Raw genomic sequence first — 22,559 nt, forward strand, 5'->3', positions numbered from 1 at the left:
TTTCAGCAATTGCAAAATTTATTTTTTTGTAAGTTGAAGGTACGTTTTTCGTCTAATAAAAGATCGTTAACAATTAAAAAAAGACAAGAAATTAATATGCTTACTTGGAAAGAAATTATCAGTTTTACAGCAAAAGGAAACCCAATACCAGATAAAAGAGTTGAAAAATCTGAGAATGAATGGAAAAACCTTTTAACACCAGAACAGTTTAGAATTGCAAGACAAAAAGGTACAGAAAGACCAAACTCTGGTGCTTTGTGTAGTATTTATGATGAAGGACAATACAACTGTATTTGTTGCAATACGCCTCTATTTGATTCGACAATAAAATTCGATTCGAGCTCTGGATGGCCAAGTTTTACACAACCTATTAAAGAAAATGCTATTAAATATCATAAAGATGTTTCTTTTGGCATGGTTAGAGTTGAAGTTATGTGTAACACTTGCGACGCACATTTAGGTCATATTTTTCCTGATGGACCAGAACCTAGTGGACTGCGTTATTGTATTAATTCTGAATCTATGCAGTTAGAGAAAGAAAATTCTTAAAATGAATAACAATTTACAAATTGCCACTTTAGGAGGTGGATGTTTTTGGTGTACAGAAGCTGTATTTCAAGAAGTAAAAGGCGTAGAAAAAGTAATTTCTGGTTATGCTGGTGGCAACGTTCCTGGTGCACCAACTTATAGAGAAATTTGCTCGGGTTTAACAGGTCATGCAGAAGTAATTCAAATTTATTTTGATGAAAACATTATTTCTTATGAAGACATTGTAGTTATTTTTATGACTACACATGATCCTACAACATTAAACCAACAAGGTGCAGATAGAGGAACACAATACAGATCGGTAATTTATTACCATAATGAAAATCAGCAAAAAATAGCAGAAGAAGTTTTAAAACAAATTCAAGCGTATTATGATGATAAGATTGTTACTGAATTAAGTGGGCTGCCTACTTTTTATATAGCGACTCAAGAGCATCAAGATTTTTATAAAAACAATAACGGGCAAGGGTATTGTACTTTTGTAATAGAACCCAAGTTGGCAAAATTGAGACAATTACATGCTGATAAACTGAAATAAAGAACGAACGTTCTTTGCTAAACTAGACAAGTAAATCAATCTACTTGTTAAAGAAATAAAACAATTTGAATCTAAACATAAAAAATACTTTCACTACAGAACTACCTGCCGATTCTAATTTAGAAAATTCGAGAAGACAAGTGGAAAACGCTGCTTTTTCTTTTGCGAATCCGAAGAAAACAGCAAAACCAACAGTAGTACACGTTTCACAAGAAATGGCTGCTGAGTTGGATATTTCTGAGGAAGAAACACAATCAGAATTGTTTAAGAATGTAGTTACCGGAAATGAAATTTATCCGAATACAAAACCGTATGCCATGTGTTATGCGGGGCATCAATTTGGCAATTGGGCAGGACAATTAGGTGACGGAAGAGCGATTAATTTATTCGAAGTTGAGCATCAAAATAAAAATTGGAAAGTACAATTAAAAGGTGCTGGCGAAACTCCGTATTCTAGAACCGCAGATGGTTTGGCGGTTTTACGTTCATCTGTTAGAGAGTATTTGTGCAGCGAAGCCATGTTTCATTTAGGCGTTCCAACAACCAGAGCTTTGTCTTTAAGTTTGTCTGGTGATGCTGTAATGCGAGATGTTTTATATGACGGAAATGCTGCTTATGAAAAAGGCGCTATTGTTTCTCGAGTTTCTCCTTCGTTCTTACGTTTTGGTAGTTTCGAAATTTTTGCAGCAAGAAAAGATTATACAAATTTAAAGAATTTGGTTGATTATACCATCAAACATCATTTCCCACAGATAGGAGCGCCGTCAAAAGAAAATTATATCCACTTTTTTAAGGAGGTTTCAGAACGCACTTTAAAGATGATTATCGATTGGCAACGTGTTGGTTTTGTGCACGGAGTGATGAATACCGATAATATGTCAATTCTTGGTTTAACCATAGATTTCGGACCTTATGGTTGGTTAGAAGGGTTCGATTTTGGTTGGACACCAAATACAACCGACAGTCAACATAAACGTTACAGATATGGAAATCAACCAAATATTGGTTTGTGGAATTTGTATCAGCTGGCGAATGCGTTGTATCCAATAATTGAAGAAGTGGAACCTTTAAATGCTATTTTAGAGCAATACAAAATCGATTTTGAAAAGCAATCTTTACAGATGATGAAAAGTAAGTTAGGATTATATACTTCAGATGAAGAAGATGTAAAACTGATGCAAGAATTAGAAGACAATTTACAATTAGTAGAAACAGATATGACTATTTTCTTTAGAAATTTAAGTCGTTTTTCTAATGCAACAACCGCTTTTAAATTGATAGAAGAAGCTTTTTATGACTTTGAAAACATTTCTGATGAAGTTCTAAATAGTTGGAATTTGTGGTTCAAAAAATACGATGAAAGACTTCAAATAGAGAGAGTTTCATCCAAAGAAAGAAAAGAAAAAATGGATGTAGTGAATCCTAAATATGTGCTTAGAAACTACATGTCTCAACTAGCAATTGACGAAGCAGATAAAGGAAATTATACTTTAATTGATGAATTATTTCAGCTCTTAAAAAAACCATATTCAGAACAACCAGAAAACGAAAAATGGTTTGCAAGAAGACCAGAGTGGGCAAGGAACAAAGTAGGTTGTTCTATGTTAAGTTGTAGTTCTTAAAACTATTTACAATTAAGACCTCACAGGTTTTAAAAACCTGTGAGGTCTCTTAAAGTAATACAAAAATGAAATTAGGATTAGGAACAGCAGCTTTAGGAAGACCACAATACATTAATGTTCGTCAAGAAGATTGTGATAACTCAAATTTGGCTAAATTTAGAAAACAAAGTTTTACTGTTTTAGAAGAAGCGTATAATTTAGGTGTTCGTTATTTTGATACTGCTCCTGGTTATGGTTTGGCAGAAGCATTAGTTTTAGAATGGTTGCAAACTAAAAATGACAGTTCTATTGAAATCGCTACAAAATGGGGATATACATACACGGCAAATTTTAATGCAAACGCCACGGTTCACGAAGTAAAAGAGCATAGTTTCTCTAAATTAAAGGAACAATGGAATTTTTCTAAACAACTTCTGCCCTATTTAAAAGTATATCAGATTCATTCTGCAACTTTAGAAACGGGAGTTTTAGAAAACACCGAAGTTTTAGAACAATTAGTCTTTTTAAAAAAAGAACACAATCTAAAAATAGGATTGACCACAACAGGCACAAACCAAGTTGAAGTGATTAAAAAAGCTTTAAATATTTTGGTCGATGGAGAGTCGGTTTTTGATTTGTTTCAGGTGACCTATAATTTTTTAGATCAAAGTTTATTAGAAATTTCAGCGGAATTAATTCGTCAAAACAAATCGATTATAGTTAAAGAAGCTTTGGCAAATGGAAGAGTTTTTAAGAACGAAAACTATCCTCATTATAAAGAAATGTATGCAACATTAGAAACCTTAGCAAAAAAACACATCGTTGGTGTAGATGCAATTTCTCTAAAATATTGCGAGCAAACAATTCCGAATAGTATTGTTTTAAGCGGAGCAAGTACTGCTAAACAATTGAAAGAGAATTTAAAAATAAATTCTTTTACGTTGTCTACGGATGAAATTGAAACCTTAAATTCTTTAAAAGTTTCTCCAGAATCATACTGGACAGAAAGAAAACGGTTAGCATGGAATTGATTAAAATCGCTTTTGGTGGTGGTTGTCATTGGTGTACAGAAGCTGTTTTTCAATCTTTAATTGGTGTAGAAAAAGTGGAACAAGGTTGGGTTTCGTCCACAGAAAAAAATCATACATTTTCTGAAGCGGTTGTTGTTCTTTTTAATCTCGAAAAAATTGATTTAAAAACACTTATTCAAATCCACTTATTAACACATAAAAGCACAAGTAATCATTCTATGAGAACAAAATATCGTTCTGCGGTATATTATTTTACGCATCAACAAAAAGAAGAAAGCTTAAAGATAGTTGAAAAATTACAGCCAAATTTTAAAGATAAAATTATTACAAAAGTATTAGAGTTTAAAGATTTTAAACCTTCTACAAAGGAATTTCAGAAGTATTATCAATCGAACCCTAGCAAACCTTTTTGTAAAAAATATATTGATCCAAAATTAAAATTTATTTTGTCTAATTTTTCTGAATATTCTAAACAAACAAATTCCTGATAAAGTTTTATCTTAGTCGGATAAATAGAAATTGAACTTTATTAAATGTTGCACGAACTTAAAGAAATTATTCAGCAAGCAATTATCAATCAAAAAAAAGGCCTTAAAAACGTCTTGGTAACTGTGGTCGATTTAAATGGATCTTCTTACAGAAAACCAGGTGTTAGAATGTTAATTTCTAATGATGATTCTTATACAGGTGCTGTAAGTGGTGGTTGCGTTGAAAAAGAAATTATGAAGCGTGCACAAGCTGTTTTTGCTGATAAAAAAGCTAAAATTATTACTTATGATGGCAGATATCGATTAGGCTGCGAAGGCATCTTATATATTTTAATTGAACCCTTTATTATTTCCGATGCATTTTTAGCAGTATTTTTATTAGCTTTAGAAAATAGAGAAACTATAAAAATTGATTCTTATTACAAGAAACAAGATGAAGCTATTGGTAATTATGGTTCTGCTCTTACATTTAAAAAAACCGAACAATTTACGGTATCAGATTCTTTCAGTTTGAAAAAAGCTACAACTGAAACTATTTTTACTCAGCACTTACAACCTTTATTTAAATTATTAATTATTGGGGGCGAACACGATGCTGTTAAATTATCTAAAATAGCAGCTAATTTAGGTTGGCAAATAGAAGTTATAACAGCTGCAAAAGACGCTAAAACACTCTCTAATTTCCCAGGAGCACATGCTGTAATTGGTGAAACTCCAGAAACAATTCAATTTTCTGATATTGAAGAAAATACTGCCATTGTATTGATGAATCATAGTTATGTGCAAGACTTAAAATACTTGGTACAACTATCTAAATATCAACCAAAATATATCGGAATTTTAGGCGCGCCAAACAGAAGAGAAAAGCTATTTGATGAACTTTTTGAGTTTTCACCAGAAACTACAGAAGAATTTTTAGATTGTATTTACACACCTGCGGGTTTAAATATTGGCGCAAAAACACCAGAAGAAATTGCAATTTCTATTATTGCAGAAATTTTATCTGTAATTAGAGAAAAAAAATCATTCCCGTTGAGAGATCTACAAGGAAAAATTCATAATTAAAAGATGAAAAATATTGCTATTTTAGTTTTAGCTGCAGGTACATCTTCTAGAATGAAGACACCCAAACAATTGGTTAAAATTGGAACTAACTTTTTGCTAGAAACCGTACTATCAAAAGCAAAATCTATTAATCATCATTCTGTTTATTGTGTTTTAGGAGCAAATGCCACCTTAATTCGGAAAGAAATTTCATGTCCCGATATTCACTTTATTTACAATTCTAATTTTAACGAAGGCCTAAGTGCTAGCATTGTTGCAGGAATTACTGAATTTGAATTGAAAAATAAAAAATTTGATGCAGTTCTTATTCTTTTAGGAGATCAACCAGCAATAGCGAAAGAATATTTGAATGCGATGGTCGATTTGTTTTCTAAAGATAAATCAAAAATAATAGCCTCTAATTATGGTGAAAAATTAGGCGTTCCGGCAATTTTTCCTAAAAGTTACTTTTCAACACTAAAGAAAATGTTAGGAGATTTTGGAGCAAAAGCTATTTTAAACGAAAATAAAGATGTGATTGCTCTAAATGAACAAACAAATTTTATAGATATTGATACAGAAAAAGACTTAGAAGACTTTAAAAAATCTATTTTAAAATAGTTATTTTTACAATATGAATTTCATAAAAAAAACACTCTCTATTCTTGTTATTTTAATTCTAATTTCTGCTTGTGCAACTATTAAAATGCAAGTTTCAGAAAACCATTCATACATTCCCAGAAAAGATTCTTCAAAAATTATTCATTCTTTTTATTTAATTGGTGATGCTGGTAATTCCAATTTAAGTAAAAAAGATTCTGCTCTTTCATATTTAGAACAAGAAATTAAAGCTGCAAAAAAAAATTCTACCTTAATTTTTTTGGGAGACAATGTATATCAAAAAGGAATTCCCGAGGAAAACTCTAAAACCTACGAACTAGCAAAACACAGGTTAAAAGTTCAGACAGATATTGGCAAGAAATTTCCAGGTAAAACATTTTTTATACCAGGAAATCATGATTGGTATAGCGGCCTAAAAGGATTAAAAAGACAAGAGAAATTAGTGGAAAAAGCGTTGGGTAAAAATACTTTTTTACCTGAAAAGGGTTGCCCTTTAGAAAAGGTTGAGGTAAATGATGCTATAAATATTATTGTTGTAGATACGCATTGGTATGTTACAGACTGGGACAAACATCCTGGAATTAATGATGCCTGTGAGATAAAAACAAGAGAAAAATTCTTTGAAGAATTTGAAGGGCTTTTAAAAAAATCTCAAGGAAAAACTACATTAATTGCGTTGCACCACCCGATGTTTACCAACGGTCCTCATGGTGGTTATTATTCATTTAAAAGCCATATGAAACCCTTACCTTTATTTGGTTCTGCTTTAAATATTCTAAGAAAAACTTCTGGCGTTACAAACACAGATCAACAAAATGAAAAATACAATCATTTAAGAAAACGTATTATAAGTTTAGCACAACAGAATGAAAAAGTGATTTTTGTTTCTGGCCACGAACATAGTCTACAATATATTGTGCAAGACAATATTCCGCAAATTGTAAGTGGTTCTGGTTCTAAAGTTACAGCAACTAAAAATGTAAACGGAGGTATTTTCTCTTACGGAACACAAGGTTTTGCGAGACTAGATGTTTATGAAGACGGTGCTTCTACCGTACATTTTTATACAGCTAAAGAACGTAAAATAATTTTTGAAGCCAATATATACAAAAAAGATAGCATTGTCGCTTTTAATGATTTTCCGAATGCTAGCCTTACAGAAAAAAAGGCTGGAATTTACACCAAAGATGAAACCAAAAAAGGGAAATTTTATAGTTTCCTTTGGGGGAAAAGGTATCGTAAATACTTTGGTCAGAAAATTGTAGCTCCAACTGTAAATTTAGATACTTTGTATGGTGGTTTAAAACCGGTTAGAAAAGGTGGCGGACATCAATCTAAGTCTTTACGCTTAGAAGATAAAGACGGTAAAGAATATGTAATGCGAGCGTTGCGAAAAAATGCGGTTCAATATCTACAAGCAGTTGCTTTTAAAGATCAATATGTAGAAGGGCAATTCAATAAAACATATACCGAAGATTTATTGTTAGACGTTTTTACAGGTTCGCATCCTTATGCACCTTTTGCAATCGATAAATTAGCAGAAGCCATAGACGTTTACCACACAAAACCAATACTATTTTATGTTCCTAAACAAGCAGGTTTAAAAGAGTTTAATGCTGGTTTTGGAGACGAATTGTATATGATTGAAGCAAGAACTGCAGATGGTCATGGAGATAAAAAATATTTTGGCTTTTCTGATGAAATAATTAGTACAGATGATTTAAGAAAAAACTTAGCTAAAGACGAAAAATACGTTTTAGATGAAGCTTCATATATAAGAGCACGATTGTTTGATATGTTAATTGGAGATTGGGATAGACACCAGGATCAATGGAGATGGGCTACGTTTAATGAGGGTGAAAAAGTTATTTACAGACCCGTTCCAAGAGATCGAGATCAAGCTTTTTCTATATTTAGTGATGGTTTTTTAATGAATACGATTACTAGCATAATTCCTGCTTTAAAAGGGATGCGTTCTTATACCGAAGACATTAAACATCCTGAACATTTTAGCTTGTCTGCATATCCTTTAGATATGAGATTGATTAGAGAATCTAACAAAGAAAACTGGGACAAGCAAGTACAAGTTATTCAAAATCAAATTACAAATGAGGTTATAGAAAGTGCTTTTTCTAAACTCCCTGAAGAAGTTCGAGGTGATGCCATAGATGATATTAAAAGAAAATTAAAAGGACGTAGAAAAAACCTTCAAAAGATTTCTGATAAATACTTTAATTACTTAAACAAATTTCAAGTAATTACAGGAACTCATAAAGATGATTGGTTTGAAATTGATCGTTTTGTAAATGGAGATACAGAAATTACAGCGTACAGAATTAAAGGTGGTGAAAAAGCAGAAATTGTACATAAAAGACGCTATAAGAAAGATATTACCCAGAATATTTGGATTTATGGTCTAGATGATGATGACCAATTTGTAGTGAATGGATCACCCGGAAAAACACCTATTAAAATAAAATTGATTGGTGGTTTAAATAACGATATCTATGAAATAAATGCTCCGAAATTTATAAAAGTGTATGATTATAAGTCTAAAAAGAACACTTTTATCACTAAAAATTTCAATAAGAAAATTACAGATGATTATAAAACAAACACCTATAATTACAAAAAATTAAGAAGTAGTAGTAATTTAATTTCTCCTGCATTTGGGTACAACCCAGATGATGGTGTTAAAGTAGGAGTTAAGAACACACGTTTAGTAAATGGTTTCGAGAGAAACCCTTTCACAAGAAAACATGTTATTGAAGGCTATTATTTCTTTGCTACAAATGGGTATGAAATAAAATATAATGGCGAATTCGCAAATATTATAGATCGCTGGAACCTAGGTTTAAATGCACAATTTAACAGTCCTAATTATGCGAAAAACTTCTTTGGCTTTGGAAATAATTCTATAAACCTAGAAGCAGATGAAACCGTACATAAAAATTATAATAGAGTTAAAATAAGAAAAATACAAGCAGGTACATTTTTAAAATGGAGAGGAGATTTAGGTGCGAAATTTACCATTGCTGCAAATTTTCAAAGTTTTGATATAGAAAGAACTGCTGGTCGGTTTTTAGAAACACAGTATGCCGCAGGAAATAAAATATTTAATGCACAGAACTTTTTTAACACCGAGGCAAACTATTATTATCAACATTCAGACAATCCTGCCTTTCCTACTTTAGGAGTAGAATTTAATGCTCTCATCGGCCACACGAATAATTTAGAGGAAGCTAGTAGTTTTTCTTACGCAACTTCTTCATTAGGAATAACACATAAATTAATTCCAAGCGGAAAATTAGTTTTAGCCTCTAAAATTGATGGACATTTTACGTTTGGTAATAATTTTGAATTTTATCAAGGAGCAACTATTGGAGGAAATGAAGGTTTACGTGCTTATAGAAATGAACGTTTTACAGGAAAGAATGCTTTTTATCATACAACAGACCTTCGTTATAACATTAGTAATTTAAGAACTGCTATTTTGCCTATTAATATTGGTATTTATAGTGGTTTTGACTATGGTAAAGTCTGGGGAACACCAACAACATTAACAGTGTTACCAAGACAATCATCACTACCAAATACATCTTATGGTGGTGGAATCTTTTTAAATGCTGCAAACATGTTAACCACAAGTTTGGGGGTTTTTAACGGTAACGAAGGAGCAAGAATTACGTTTAACTTAGGTTTCGATTTTTAAAATTATGAATTATTCAGCAATTATATTTGGTGCCATTTTTGGTTTTTTAGCAATTCTTTTAGGTGCTTTTGGCGCACATTTATTGAAGAAAAAACTAACACAAGAGCAATTACAAAGTTTTGAAACAGGAGTGAAATACCAAATGTATCATGCAATTGTTTTGCTCGTTTTGGGTTTTCAATTAAACAGAGAAATAACAATTGACAGCTATATAATTAGCTCCTTTATAATTGGAGTAATTCTATTTTCCTTTTCAATATATGGGTTGGTAATTTCATCAGCAAATAACAGAAAGCTAAAATTTTTAGGCCCAATTACACCTTTAGGAGGTTTATTTTTAGCATTAGGTTGGGCGTTGATTATTTATAAATATAGTTTCTTATATTTTATTTAATTTTCAACTCATACAAATTACCACCAGTGCCACCAGATTTTTCATCAGTAATTAATAAGGTATTGTTATCTTTAAAAGTGATGCTTTCTTTTTGAGAACGGTGTGCTAATTCTATTTCGGTTACTTTTCCAGAGAGGAATTTATCACCTTTAAAATCAGTGAAAATTAGTACACTTTTTTGAGAAAGTAACGCCACTTTTTTTCCGTTTGGAGAAATGTCTGCAGAAGTTATCCAACATTTAACATCCTTACAGTTTTCAAATTCCCCTATAATTTCAGCAGTGTAGTTTCCTTTTATTGCAGGTATTTTATACAGTGTGGTTTTTCCGTAATTTCCTTTTACACGACTTTTACTAAAAATATAAAGTGAACTATTAAAATAGAAAAAAGATTCAGCATCAAAATACCTGTCTTTCTTTTTAGGCGGAAATTTATTCTGATTCGGATATTCAAATTCAATTTCAGCTACCTCAGCATTTTTTTCATCCAACTCATTTTGTTCTACAATGATAATAGATAAATTTTTTCTTTTGCTGTAATTGTTTCCAAAATCACCAATATAAATATTTCCTTTTTCGTCTGAAGTTAAATCTTCCCAATCATGATTTTTAGCTTTAACGTATATCTCTTTAATAATTTCTCCTTCGTGATTTAAACCATATAAAATTGATTTATTTCCCCCATCATTTACCATCCAGATTAAATCTGATTTTGGCACTATTTCTGTACCAGAAACTTCCTCTAAAACTTTAGGTAAATCTGTAATCAACTTTAACTGTCCGAAATTCTGACAACTAAAAAAGAATAAAACACTAAATAATATTGCTATTTTCTTCATCAATACTAAAATTTATAATTACAATTTTAAGACTGTTTTTTACGAAAAAACTTCAAGATAAGTGAAGCTCTGTTTAAGTTTACCAACTTCCGCCAGCTCCACCTCCACTAAAACCTCCACCGCCAAAACCGCCACCAAAGCCGCCTCCGCCAAAACTTCCTCCTCCTGAAGAACCTCCAAAACCGCTTCCACCTCTACCAGCGTTACTTAAAATTATGGCAGTAAATAGCGTATCTGCAAGTGAACCACTTCTAAAACCTTTGCCACCTCCTTTGTTGTTTTTATTTCCTCTAGAGATTATAATTATGAAAATTATAATTATAATCACAAAGAAAATAATTCCAGGATCAAAACCTTTGGCTTCTTTTTTACGAGTTCCTTTATATTCTCCATTAAGCAATTGAAAAATAGTATCCGAACCTTTGTCTAAACCAGCGTAAAAATCTCCTTTTTTAAATTCTGGAATAATAACGTTTCTTGTTATTTCTCCTACAATACCAGCTGTTAAGATTGGCTCAATTCCGTAACCTGGAGCAATCCAAATTTTTCTATCTTTTTTTGCCAAAAGAATAAGAATACCATTATCTTCTTTTGCTTGTCCAATTCCCCATTTCTGCGCCCATCTTGGAGTTAGAATACCAATACTTTCATTTTTTGTAGTTTCTATTACAATTACTACAATTTGCGTGGATGTAGAATCTGAATAGCGAACTAGTTTATTCTCTAAATTTGTTTTTTGAGTAGCAGTTAGTAGGTTTACATAGTCGTAAACACTTGTCTGCTCTTTCGGTATTTCTGGTATTGTAAATTGCCCAAAAGCTAATTGAGTAGATAGAAAACCGAGTAAAAGAATTAAAATTTTAATTGATTTCAAGAAATTAATTATTTAGAAATTTCATTAGATAGTTCGTTTTCATCATCCGTTTGCCAAGGAAAATGACTCTGTAATTCTAAACCAGCTTTTAAGATTCCATCTACAATTCCTTGTTTGAAATTCCCTTTTTTAAACTGATTTTGAATGATATCTTTTGTAGCATCCCAAAAGTTTTTTGGCACTACATCATTAATACCTTTATCGCCGCAAATAACAAATTTATGGTCTTTTACAGCAACATATATTAAGACTCCGTTTGAGTCTTTGGTATTATCCATTTTTAGCAAATGAAATACTTCTAGCGCACGTTCATAATGTTCCTTCTCTGAAGAAGCTTCAATATGAACTCGTATTTCGCCAGAAGTATTTGTCTCTGCTGTTCTAATTGCAGAAATAATTTCTTTTTCTTCTGCTTCCGTAAGAAACTCTTCTACTTTAGACATATATTATTTTTTACTGAAATCTACTTTTACTGGTTTTTCGGCTCCTGCTTCTGATTGGAAATAAGGTTTTCCTTCAAAATTAAACCAACCTGCTAAAATAGAATTCGGGAATTTTTTAACGTGATTGTTGTAAGGCTTTATTTGTTCATTAAAACGGGTTCTAGCAGTAAGAATTTGGTTTTCTGTACTTGCTAACTCGTCTTGTAATTTCAAGAAATTCTGATTCGCTTTTAATTCAGGATATCTCTCTACTGTTACCAATAAACTTTTTAAAGCGCCACTTAAACCTCCTTGTACTTTATTAAACTGCGCTAATTGTTCTGGTGTAATATTAGAAGGATCTATGTTTACAGAAGTTGCTTTTGCTCTTGCTTCAATTACTTCTACCAGAGTACCTCTTTCAAAATCGGCTGCTCCTTGTACTGTATTTACTAAATTACCAATCAGATCATTTCTTCTTTGGTAAGATGTTTCTACGTTTGCCCAAGATTCAGAAACGCTTTCATTTAATTCTACTGCAGTATTATTAAACCCTTTTCCCCAATTATAGAATCCGAATATAACTACAAGAATAACTATTACAGGAATTAACCATTTTTTCATAATTTCTATTTTTTAAATTTTAGTTGATTTATTTTTTGATTGCAACAAATTTACCTAATATTCTTTAGAATATGAAGTAGTTACTTGCTTTATCTATAGATTAGACACACAAAAGTGAAATGTGTTACAGTTGATTCTTAATTTTATTCAATTCTGCTTTTACAGCTTCTAACCTACTAATAATTTCGTGGTTATAAATTGTAGAATCTGGATTCTTTTTTAGCTTTTGTTTTGCACCTTCTAAAGTAAAACCTCTTTCTTTTACTAAATTAAAAATAAGTTTGAAGTTTACAATGTCATCCGCAGTAAAAAGACGGTTTCCTTTTGCGTTTTTTTTAGGTTTGATAATGTCAAATTCCTTCTCCCAAAAACGGACTAAAGAGGTATTTACATTAAACGCCTTAGCAACTTCACCTATTTTATAATACCTTTTCTCTGGTAAATCTACATGCATTTTTTTAGTGTTCTGTGTTCAGTAATCGAAAAAATATTATTGAATGTAGGTTCGTTCTTTTTAAAGATAACCTTTTATTTATTCTTATTTCTATACTCAAAAATTAGTCATAAGACTGTCCTTCTTCTTCAGAAGCTTTCTGCATTGCGGCAAATTCTTCTGGTGTTAAATCTCCATAATAAAAATTAATAGGGTTTAAAGCTCTGTCATTCTTATGCACTTCGTAGTGTAAATGTGCAGAAACAGATCTACCTGTGTTCCCTACATAACCTATTAAATCGCCTCGTTTTACTTTTTGCCCACTTCTTGCTTTTATTTTACTCATGTGTGCATAGATCGTTTTATAACCATAACCATGATCTATATAAATTACGTTACCAAAGGTGGCACTTCTTTCTGAACGAATTACTTCTCCGTTTCCAGAAGCATAAATTGGCGTTCCTATAGGTGCAGTAAAATCCATTCCTTTATGAAACTTTCTAATTTTTAAAATAGGATGCATTCTCCATTTATAACCAGAAGCCATTCTTGTTAAATCGACTAATTTTACAGGTAATATTGCAGGAATTGACGCTAACATCTTCTCCTTTTCTTTTGCTAAAATTACAATTTCATCTAAAGACTTAGACTGTATTACCAATTGTTTAGACAAAATATCTACATCTTTGGTTAACTGTTTTATCATTTTAGAATTATCATAACCTTCTAAACTCTTATACCTATTTACACCTCCAAAACCAGCTTTTCTTTGCTCATTTGGTATTGGGTTTGCCTCAAAGTACATTCTATAAATATTATTATCTCTTTCTTGTAATTGTGTTAAGACAGTAGAACTTTCTTCTATTCTTTTAGATAATAAATTTAAATTTAATTGTAAATTTTCGTTTTCTCTATTTAATGCTCTTTCATTTGGCGACATTATAAACTGACTAAAAACGATAAAACCTATAAATGCAATCAATAAAACTGCCAAAAAACCGAAAATAGTTTTCTTATAATAATCACTTTTTCTTACAGCAATTTTTCTGTAAGAAAGTGTATCTGCATCGTAATAATATTTTACTTTTGCCATAATTCTAAATGTACTATTTTTGTTTTCTTAAAATCGATTTTTGTATAAATCTCGTTTTTAATAACTCGCTAATTTACAAAATGTTTTACAACTACTTTTTAAAAGTAGTTTTTTAAAGATATATTAACATAATCCAACTTGTTGGAAACTTCTTTTATTATGAAATCTCAAGATATTCGTGCTACGTTTTTAAACTTTTTTAAAGAAAAATCGCATTTAATTGTGCCTTCTGCGCCAATGGTTACTAAAGATGACCCAACTTTAATGTTTGTAAATTCTGGTATGGCACCTTTTAAAGAATATTTTTTAGGAAACGGAACTCCAAAGAATAACAGAATTTCAGATTCGCAAAAATGCTTGCGTGTTTCTGGTAAACATAACGATTTAGAAGAAGTTGGGTATGACACCTATCATCATACATTATTCGAAATGTTAGGTAACTGGTCTTTTGGAGATTACTTTAAAAAAGAAGCAATTGCTTGGGCTTGGGAATTGTTAACCGAAGTCTACAAAATAGACAAAGACATATTATATGTTACCGTTTTTGAAGGTTCTGATGATGCAGACAACCTAAAAATGGATACCGAAGCATATGATTTATGGAAAGAATTTATTGCTGAAGACCGAATTTTAAAGGGAAATAAAAAGGATAATTTCTGGGAAATGGGCGAACAAGGACCTTGTGGGCCATGTTCTGAAATTCATGTAGATATTCGTTCTGCGGAAGAAAAAGCGAAAGTAGATGGTAGAACTTTAATTAATGAAGATCATCCACATGTGGTAGAAATCTGGAACTTGGTTTTTATGCAATTCAATAGAAAAGCAAACGGGACTTTAGAGGAGTTACCAAACAAACACATAGACACAGGAATGGGTTTTGAGCGTTTGTGTATGGTTTTACAAAACGTACAATCTAATTATGATACCGATATTTTTAAACCAATTATTAGTGAAATTGGCACCATAACCAACACTAAATATGGCGCAAATAAGCAACAAGACATTGCAACGCGTGTAATTTCAGATCACGTAAGGGCAGTCGCTTTTTCTATTGCCGATGGTCAGTTACCTAGTAATACAGGTGCTGGTTATGTAATTCGTAGAATTTTACGAAGAGCAATAAGATATGGCTTTACATTTCTAGATAAAAAAGAACCATTCATTTACCAATTGGTAGATGTTTTAAGTAAAAAAATGGGCGATGCTTTCCCTGAATTGAAAGCACAAAAACAATTAATAGAAAATGTTATTAGAGAGGAAGAAGCTTCCTTTTTAAGAACTTTAGACAAAGGTTTAATTTTGTTAGACGGAATTATTTCGGCTGCTGATTCTAAAGAAATTTCTGGTGAAAAAGTATTCGAATTGTATGACACTTTTGGTTTTCCTGTTGATTTAACCGCGTTAATTTTATCTGAAAAAGGTTATACTCTAGATGAAAAAGGATTTCAAGAAGAACTTCAAAAACAAAAAAACAGATCGAGAGCTGCTAGTGAAAGTTCTACCGAAGATTGGACAGTTTTAGTTGATGATCTTATTGAAGAATTTATTGGTTATGATGCCTTAGACGCAAATGTAAAACTAACTAGATACAGAAAGGTAACGTCTAAAAAAGACGGAGAAATGTATCAATTAGTTTTCAACTTAACTCCGTTTTATCCTGAAGGTGGTGGACAAGTTGGTGACAAAGGATATTTAGAAGATACTCATGGAGATGTTGTTTATATTCTAGATACTAAGAAAGAAAACAACGTAATTATTCACTTTACAAAAAACCTTCCGAAGCATTTAAACGAGAGCTTTAAAGCTGTTGTAGATAAAAAACAACGTTATAGAACAGAATGTAACCATACAGCAACACATTTATTGCATCAAGCTTTAAGAGAAGTTTTAGGAACGCATGTAGAGCAAAAAGGTTCTGCGGTTCATTCTAAATATTTACGTTTCGATTTTTCTCACTTTTCTAAATTAACAGTTGATGAACTGCGTGACGTAGAAGACTTTGTAAATGCGCGTATTTCTGGAAAACTTCCTTTAGTAGAAAAAAGAAATATACCAATGCAACAAGCAATTGACGATGGCGCAATGGCGTTGTTTGGTGAAAAATATGGAGATACCGTTCGTGCGATTAAATTTGGAGAATCTGTAGAATTATGTGGCGGAACACACGTGAAAAATACTGGAGATATTTGGCACTTCAAAATTAAATCTGAAGGTGCAGTAGCATCTGGTATTAGAAGAATTGAAGCAATTACAAATGACGCAGTGAAAGGTTTTTATTATGACAATAATAAAACATTATTTGAAATTAAAGATTTATTAAACAATGCTAAAGAACCTGTAAAAGCGGTTCAGAAATTACAAGATGAAAATACCTCTTTACAAAAACAAATAGAACAACTTTTAAAAGAGAAAGCACAGAATTTATCGGGCGAAATCAAAAATCAATTACAAGAAATTAATGGTGTTCAGTTTTTAGCAACCAAAGTAGATTTAGACGCAAACGGAATTAAAAACTTAGCTTTCAGTTTGGGAAAGGATTATAAAAACTTATTCTTATTATTTGCGACTGCACCTTCTAACGACAAAGCAATGTTAACGTGCTATATTTCTAAGGAATTGGCAAATGACCGTGGTTATGACGCTGGTAAAGTAGTTAGAGAGCTTGGAAAACTAATTCACGGTGGTGGTGGTGGACAAAATTTCTTTGCAACTGCTGGTGGAAAAAATCCTGGAGGAATTCCTAAAGCTTTAGAAAGAGCGGTAGATTATTTAGTTTAAAATGAAATTACAAACCAATATATCAATTAAAAAAACACCAAAGAACCTAATCAATTATTCTTCTAAGATACTTTTGTTGGGTTCTTGTTTTTCAGAAAATATTGGTAATCAGCTTTCTTATTTTAAGTTTCAGTCGAATCAGAATCCGTTTGGAATTCTATTTCATCCCAAAGCAATAGAAACCTTAATAATAAAAGCAATTAATGAAGAAAGGTATACCGAAAAAGATTTAATTTTTAACAATGAACGCTGGCATTCTTTTGATGCACATTCTAACTTAAGTTCTGTTGATAAAAACGAACTTTTAGTTAATTTAAATGCAGCATTAATTCAAACTAAAAAACAACTCGAAGAAGCAACACATATTATAATAACTTTAGGTACTTCTTGGGTCTATAGATTTATAGAAACAGATGCAATTGTAGCAAACTGTCATAAAGTTCCGCAGAAAAAATTTTTGAAAGAAGTATTATCTGTTGATGAAGTCTCAGAAATTTTAGACCGCAGTATTGCACTTCTAAAAATGCTAAACGTAGATATTTCTGTTACACTTACAGTTTCTCCTGTTCGTCACTTAAAAGATGGTTTTATAGAGAATACAAGAAGCAAAGCACACCTAATTGCAGGAATCCACAACGTTGTAAACCCAAAAGATAACATACATTATTTTCCTTCTTATGAAATTGTAATGGATGAATTAAGAGAGTATCGTTTTTATAATGAAGACATGATTCACCCGAATAAAATAGCTATTAGTTACATTTGGGAAAAATTTGTTGCAGCTTGGTTTACCGAAGCATCACAAATTACGATGCAAGAAATAGAAATAATTCAGAAAGGAATTTCTCACAGACCATTTAATGAAAACTCTGCGCAACATCAACAATTTTTAGAAACCTTAGCACTTAAAAAGAAAGCAATAATAAAGAAACATTCTTTTATTTCTTTTTAGAATAAAAGTGAGAAAAGAAAATTAGTTTCTCATAAAATTTTATTTGTACCTTTAAATTTAGTAATATTTCACTAAATAATATGGCTCAAAAAATTCTTATTGGTATAATCTCTGGGACACTTGTAGGCATCTTTGTTACAGCTATTGTACTGCCAAAAACACATAACTTATTAGAGTTGTTACTAACAAAAATTACAACAACCTCTGTAATTACAGGAATACTATGTGGTATTTACGCAAAATTGTCACATTCTAAACTACAAGTGTTTTTTATATCGATACTTATAGGAATTATTATTTTCTACATAAAATATCTATTAACAGGTCAAGATTTAGATGCCTTAACTATGGGAGCTTTTGTTGGTGCAATGTTAGGTGGTATTTTTGCTATTGTTAGCAAAGCAACACATTCTTACAAAGTGTACACTAGACTGCACAAACGAAGAAGAAAAGGTTTCGGTAATTACCGTTAATTTAATTCTTTTGCAACATTTTGCCAAGGCCCTCCATTGATAACATCTACGCCGTTTTGAGCTAAAAACTGAGTTGCTTGTCCGCTTCTACCTCCACTTTTACAAACTGCAATTACAGGTTTTCCCCAAGATTTAATTTGTTCTATTTCTAATGGAATTAAACTTAAAACAACATGTTTAGAACCTTCTATATGTCCTTCATCCCATTCAGCTAAAGTTCTAACGTCTAGAATTACCGCCTCTTTTTCTATGTATTCTTTTATTTCTGTACTCATATCTTTTCTTTTAAAAATGTCAAAAAACCCCATAATTCTATATTTCTGATTGCTCGACGTTTAATAAATTTAATCCGTTTTCTATTAATTTCTTATAGGTCTCATTTTTTTGTAAAACTAACAAGTAAGAAAGTATTTCTTCTTGTATCAAAAAATGATGCTGCAAAGCTACTTCATAAAGTTCTAAATTCAATAACCAATCATTAGAAAAATCTTTTTTCAACTGATTAAAAATAATTGTTAGATTTTTTTCAGAAACTGAGTTTGCTTCACGCATACTCCTTACTTCTTCATATAAAGAATACAATGCCCTTTCTTTCTCTGAATACTTTATTTTGTGCGTTTTTGTTTTCGATACTTCACTTTCATCTTTAAAAGAATTGATATCTGCTGCGCCTCCATATGCAGAAATTACTTCTTTACCAACTGCCATGTCATAAGTTCCCCATTCTGGTTCAAACAAGATTGTTTCATTATGCGTAACCGTACAATTTTCAAAAGAAATTATTAATATTTTACCGCGCAAATCTCTAGTACCTGTAATTACATCTCCAACAACTTTTAGTCCGCCTTCAAATTCTAAAAAAATACGTTTTCCTTCATAAATTTGATACGCTTCTAAATCTCTAGGGCTCATGTTTTCGATAGGAATATTAATTCCTTTTAACTTACCAACAGGACTTCCAAAACCACCCTTATGATTCTCTACACCGTGACCAATTAATTCTTTATCTCTATTTGACAAAGCTGTTAAACCAGTAGTTTGAAAATAAATTGGTTTGTTGTTTTCATCTGCAATAACGTTGGTAAAAACTCCAGAAATTTGTATTCCTGTACTCAATTCAATCGTTCCTAAATTCTTAGAGTTTATTAATTTCTGTATTCCTTTTAAACCACCTTTTCTAATGGCCATTTTATTTGCGAATTGCTCTAGAACCAAACTTAAGTGTGCAAAATCTGGCGTTACAAATAATTGTGGTTGTGGTTTTGTTATATCGAAATTTATATTTGCCGTTTCAATAGAATAAGGTGCTTTTTTAACTTCATCTTTCATACACCAAGCACTTTCACCAATAGAAGAAAGCAAACCTGCTCCGTAAATTTTAGGGTTTTCTAAAGTACCAATTAAACCGTATTCAACAGTCCACCAGTGCAAGTTTCTTATTTGTGCCATTTCAGACAATTCGCCCATATTGTCTTGTAAAAATTCTACTTCTTCTTGTGCTGCATTTATTTCTTTGTCTGAAGAGTTTGGATCTTCTTTTAAGATTGATAAAAGACGAATTGCTTCGTACATTTCATAATCTTTAGCAGAAGAAATAGCTTTACAACCAATCTCACCAAAACGTCTTAAATACTCTGCGTATTCTGGGTTTGCAATAATAGGCGCATGCCCCGCTGCTTCATGAATAATGTCTGGCGCGGGCGTATATTCTATATGATTTATAGTTCTCATATCAGATGCAATTACCAAAACATTATAGGCTTGAAACTCCATAAATGCATTTGGCGGAATAAAACCATCTACAGAAACTGCTGCCCAACCGATGTCTTTCAAAATACGATTCATCCCATCCATGTAGGGAATTTCTTCTGTTGAAATACCCGTTTTGGCGAGTCCTTTTATGTAAGATTTATGTGCAACCTTACTTAGGTAATCAACATTAATTCTCATAACATAACGCCAAACTGCTTGGTTTTGTGCTGTATATTCTTCATAAGGCTGTTTTACAACAAACTTATGTAAATGTTTGGGTAATTTTTTTGTGACATCATTCAATTGAAACTGCATATTCATCTAAATATTGAATTATTCTTACAAAATTACGTATTAAATCAATAATTATTCATTTTATATTTGTTAAATAACAGATGTAACATTTTGTTGTTTTCTGCTACTAATAATTAACTATAAAGTGGATTATTATGAGTTTTGGTGGTTCTGTAGCGGCAATGATAGCAAGTATAAAAGCGAATAAAAGAACTCGTATTTCTCTTCCAAAAAAGTAACAAAAGTGAATTGTTCTTCCCAAATAAAGCTACAAAAAACGATTTAAAAGAAGTTCTTGAGAAAGTTCAAAAACAAAACAATCGTAGTTTCTTAAAAAACATTGGACTTATTATCATCTTAACAATACTACTATTCTACATAATAAGTATAGATAATTATTAAAATAAGAATATTTAAAAAAACCACAAGTAACAACTGCTTATCTTTTAATTTTACGCTATCGGTTTCGTGAAAATTTAAAAATAAGACAAAAAACTTTCTTATTTTTACTGTTCAATTTTAGAAAATGAACAAGAAAGTTATCTTAATGATTTTAGATGGTTGGGGAATTACGCAAGACCCAAAAGTATCTGCAATTTACAACGCAAAAACACCTTTTATAAACGGTTTGTATGACAAATACCCTCATGCAGAACTAAGAACAGATGGTTTACACGTTGGTTTGCCAGAAGGTCAAATGGGTAATTCGGAAGTTGGTCACATGAATTTAGGTGCTGGTAGAATTGTATATCAAAATTTAGCTAGAATTAACAAAGCAGTTAAAGGAAAAACTTTAGGCAAAGAAAAAGTATTGTTAGATACTTTAAAATACGCCAAAGAAAACAACAAAGATGTTCATTTATTAGGTTTGGTTTCTAACGGTGGTATTCATGCTCACATTAATCATATAAAAGGAATTTTAGATGTTGCCAAAGAAAATGAAGTAGACAACGTGTACTTGCACGCGTTTACAGATGGTAGAGATTGTGATCCTAAATCTGGAACATTTTTCATCAACGATATTCAAGAATACATGAAAGAAAGTACAGGAGAATTGGCTTCTGTTACTGGGCGTTACTATGCAATGGACCGAGACAATAGATGGGAACGCATAAAAGAAGCATATGATGGTATTGTAAATGGTATTGGTACAAAAACGACGGATGTACTAGCAAAAATGAATGCAAATTATGAAGCAGGAATTACAGATGAGTTTCATAAATCGATGATTGTAACCAATGAAGATGGTTCACCTAAAGCACAAATAAAAGAAGGAGATGTTGTTTTATTTTTCAATTATAGAACAGATAGAGGACGAGAATTAACAAATGCCTTGTCTCAAAATGATTTTCCAGAATTTGGAATGAAAAAACTAGATTTATACTTTACAACGATTACCATGTATGATGAAAGTTTTAAAGGAATTAATGTAATTTACAACAGCGATAATATTAAAAACACCTTAGGAGAAGTGCTTTCTAAAGCGGGTAAAAAGCAAATTAGAATTGCGGAAACAGAAAAATACCCACATGTTACATTTTTCTTTTCTGGCGGACAAGAGGCTCCGTTTGAAGGAGAGTCTAGAATTTTAAGAAACTCACCAAAAGTGGCGACTTATGATTTGCAACCAGAAATGAGTGCTTATGAATTAACAGACGCTTTGTGTGAAGATCTAGAAAAAGGAGAAGCCGATTTTGTTTGTTTAAATTTCGCAAACGGAGATATGGTTGGCCATACAGGAATTATGGAAGCAGCTATTAAAGCATGTGAAACCGTAGATAATTGTGCTAAAAAGGTAATTGAAACGGGTTTAAAAAACGGATATTCTACTTTACTAATTGCAGATCATGGAAATTGCGAAACAATGATGAACCCAGATGGTTCTCCTCATACAGCCCACACCACAAACCCTGTTCCGTTCATTTTAATTGATAATAAAATAAAGTCTATAAAAAGTGGTATCTTGGGCGATATTGCACCAACTATTCTAGATTTAATGAATGTTGAGCAACCAGAAGAAATGACACAACATTCGCTATTATAAAAAC

General features: G+C 31.5%; 21 protein-coding genes. 13 read left to right on the forward strand and 8 right to left on the reverse strand.

All coding sequences use genetic code 11. The annotated features are described in order from the left end of the window. Window positions 1-96 precede the first annotated feature (96 nt). From msrB to CW731_RS08550, 9 genes are all read left to right on the forward strand, one after another. Window positions 97-549 carry a peptide-methionine (R)-S-oxide reductase MsrB gene (gene msrB, locus CW731_RS08510; protein WP_100947659.1) on the forward strand — a complete coding sequence of 151 codons (453 nt, stop codon included), beginning with the start codon at window positions 97-99 and terminating at the stop codon, window positions 547-549. Between the two features lies 1 nt (window position 550). After that, window positions 551-1,087, forward strand: a complete 537-nt coding sequence (msrA, locus tag CW731_RS08515) for a peptide-methionine (S)-S-oxide reductase MsrA (protein WP_100946319.1) — start codon at window positions 551-553, stop codon at window positions 1,085-1,087. Window positions 1,088-1,152: 65 nt separating this feature from the next. Then, complete coding sequence (locus CW731_RS08520) at window positions 1,153-2,709, forward strand: YdiU family protein (RefSeq protein ID WP_100946320.1); 1,557 nt, start codon at window positions 1,153-1,155, stop codon at window positions 2,707-2,709. Between the two features lie 65 nt (window positions 2,710-2,774). Continuing rightward, a complete protein-coding gene (locus tag CW731_RS08525; RefSeq protein ID WP_100946321.1) occupies window positions 2,775-3,719 on the forward strand; it encodes an aldo/keto reductase in 945 nt (314 codons plus the stop codon). Then, window positions 3,710-4,207 (forward strand): peptide-methionine (S)-S-oxide reductase, encoded by a 498-nt coding sequence (locus CW731_RS08530; RefSeq protein ID WP_100946322.1) that lies wholly within the window; start codon window positions 3,710-3,712, stop codon window positions 4,205-4,207. Before CW731_RS08525 ends, CW731_RS08530 begins: the two co-directional genes overlap by 10 nt. Before the next feature lie 45 nt (window positions 4,208-4,252). Continuing rightward, a complete protein-coding gene (locus CW731_RS08535) occupies window positions 4,253-5,272 on the forward strand; it encodes an XdhC family protein (RefSeq protein WP_100946323.1) in 1,020 nt (339 codons plus the stop codon). A 3-nt stretch (window positions 5,273-5,275) separates the two neighbouring features. After that, a complete protein-coding gene (locus CW731_RS08540) occupies window positions 5,276-5,872 on the forward strand; it encodes an NTP transferase domain-containing protein (protein ID WP_100946324.1) in 597 nt (198 codons plus the stop codon). Between the two features lie 13 nt (window positions 5,873-5,885). Then, window positions 5,886-9,584, forward strand: coding sequence for a metallophosphoesterase (locus tag CW731_RS08545; protein ID WP_100946325.1), 3,699 nt, complete (start codon window positions 5,886-5,888; stop codon window positions 9,582-9,584). A 4-nt stretch (window positions 9,585-9,588) separates the two neighbouring features. Continuing rightward, window positions 9,589-9,978 (forward strand): DUF423 domain-containing protein, encoded by a 390-nt coding sequence (locus CW731_RS08550; protein WP_100946326.1) that lies wholly within the window; start codon window positions 9,589-9,591, stop codon window positions 9,976-9,978. On the opposite strand, the gene CW731_RS08555 is transcribed toward CW731_RS08550, so the two are convergent. From CW731_RS08555 to CW731_RS08580, 6 genes are all read right to left on the reverse strand, one after another. Next, a complete protein-coding gene (locus tag CW731_RS08555; RefSeq protein ID WP_100946327.1) occupies window positions 9,971-10,816 on the reverse strand; it encodes a hypothetical protein in 846 nt (281 codons plus the stop codon). The genes CW731_RS08550 and CW731_RS08555 overlap by 8 nt on opposite strands. A 79-nt stretch (window positions 10,817-10,895) precedes the next feature. Further along, complete coding sequence (locus tag CW731_RS08560) at window positions 10,896-11,681, reverse strand: YgcG family protein (protein ID WP_198519881.1); 786 nt, start codon at window positions 11,679-11,681, stop codon at window positions 10,896-10,898. A 17-nt stretch (window positions 11,682-11,698) separates the two neighbouring features. Next, complete coding sequence (locus CW731_RS08565) at window positions 11,699-12,133, reverse strand: TPM domain-containing protein (RefSeq protein WP_100946329.1); 435 nt, start codon at window positions 12,131-12,133, stop codon at window positions 11,699-11,701. A 3-nt stretch (window positions 12,134-12,136) separates the two neighbouring features. Further along, complete coding sequence (locus tag CW731_RS08570; protein ID WP_100946330.1) at window positions 12,137-12,736, reverse strand: LemA family protein; 600 nt, start codon at window positions 12,734-12,736, stop codon at window positions 12,137-12,139. Window positions 12,737-12,860: 124 nt separating this feature from the next. Continuing rightward, window positions 12,861-13,190: a MerR family transcriptional regulator gene (locus CW731_RS08575; RefSeq protein ID WP_100946331.1), complete on the reverse strand. Its 330-nt coding sequence runs from the start codon at window positions 13,188-13,190 to the stop codon at window positions 12,861-12,863. Between the two features lie 103 nt (window positions 13,191-13,293). Then, on the reverse strand, window positions 13,294-14,262 hold the full coding sequence (locus CW731_RS08580; protein ID WP_100946332.1) for a M23 family metallopeptidase: 969 nt from the start codon (window positions 14,260-14,262) through the stop codon (window positions 13,294-13,296). A gap of 159 nt (window positions 14,263-14,421) precedes the next feature. Between CW731_RS08580 and alaS the strand changes: the two genes are divergently transcribed. The 3 genes from alaS (at window position 14,422) to CW731_RS08595 (ending at window position 18,465) form a co-directional block, all read left to right on the forward strand. Next, the gene (gene alaS / locus CW731_RS08585) at window positions 14,422-17,040 is read left to right on the forward strand and encodes an alanine--tRNA ligase (protein WP_100947660.1); all 2,619 of its coding nucleotides are present in this window, start codon (window positions 14,422-14,424) and stop codon (window positions 17,038-17,040) included. A gap of 1 nt (window position 17,041) precedes the next feature. Beyond that, window positions 17,042-17,992, forward strand: coding sequence for a GSCFA domain-containing protein (locus CW731_RS08590; protein ID WP_100946333.1), 951 nt, complete (start codon window positions 17,042-17,044; stop codon window positions 17,990-17,992). 80 nt (window positions 17,993-18,072) lie between these two features. Next, window positions 18,073-18,465, forward strand: a complete 393-nt coding sequence (locus tag CW731_RS08595) for a hypothetical protein (RefSeq protein WP_100946334.1) — start codon at window positions 18,073-18,075, stop codon at window positions 18,463-18,465. On the opposite strand, the gene CW731_RS08600 is transcribed toward CW731_RS08595, so the two are convergent. Together CW731_RS08600 and CW731_RS08605 are read right to left on the reverse strand one after the other, a co-directional pair. Continuing rightward, entirely contained in the window at window positions 18,462-18,740 is a 279-nt protein-coding gene (locus CW731_RS08600) for a rhodanese-like domain-containing protein (protein ID WP_100947661.1), read from the reverse strand. The genes CW731_RS08595 and CW731_RS08600 overlap by 4 nt on opposite strands. A gap of 37 nt (window positions 18,741-18,777) precedes the next feature. Then, window positions 18,778-20,538 (reverse strand): aromatic amino acid hydroxylase, encoded by a 1,761-nt coding sequence (locus CW731_RS08605; protein ID WP_198519798.1) that lies wholly within the window; start codon window positions 20,536-20,538, stop codon window positions 18,778-18,780. Between the two features lie 499 nt (window positions 20,539-21,037). Here CW731_RS08605 and gpmI point away from each other — a divergent pair, with 499 nt between their 5' ends. Further along, window positions 21,038-22,555, forward strand: coding sequence for a 2,3-bisphosphoglycerate-independent phosphoglycerate mutase (gpmI, locus tag CW731_RS08610; RefSeq protein ID WP_100946335.1), 1,518 nt, complete (start codon window positions 21,038-21,040; stop codon window positions 22,553-22,555). Window positions 22,556-22,559 lie beyond the last annotated feature (4 nt).

It is taken from the genome of Polaribacter sp. ALD11 (assembly GCF_002831685.1).
In the GTDB taxonomy this organism is placed as follows: Bacteria; Bacteroidota; Bacteroidia; order Flavobacteriales; family Flavobacteriaceae; genus Polaribacter.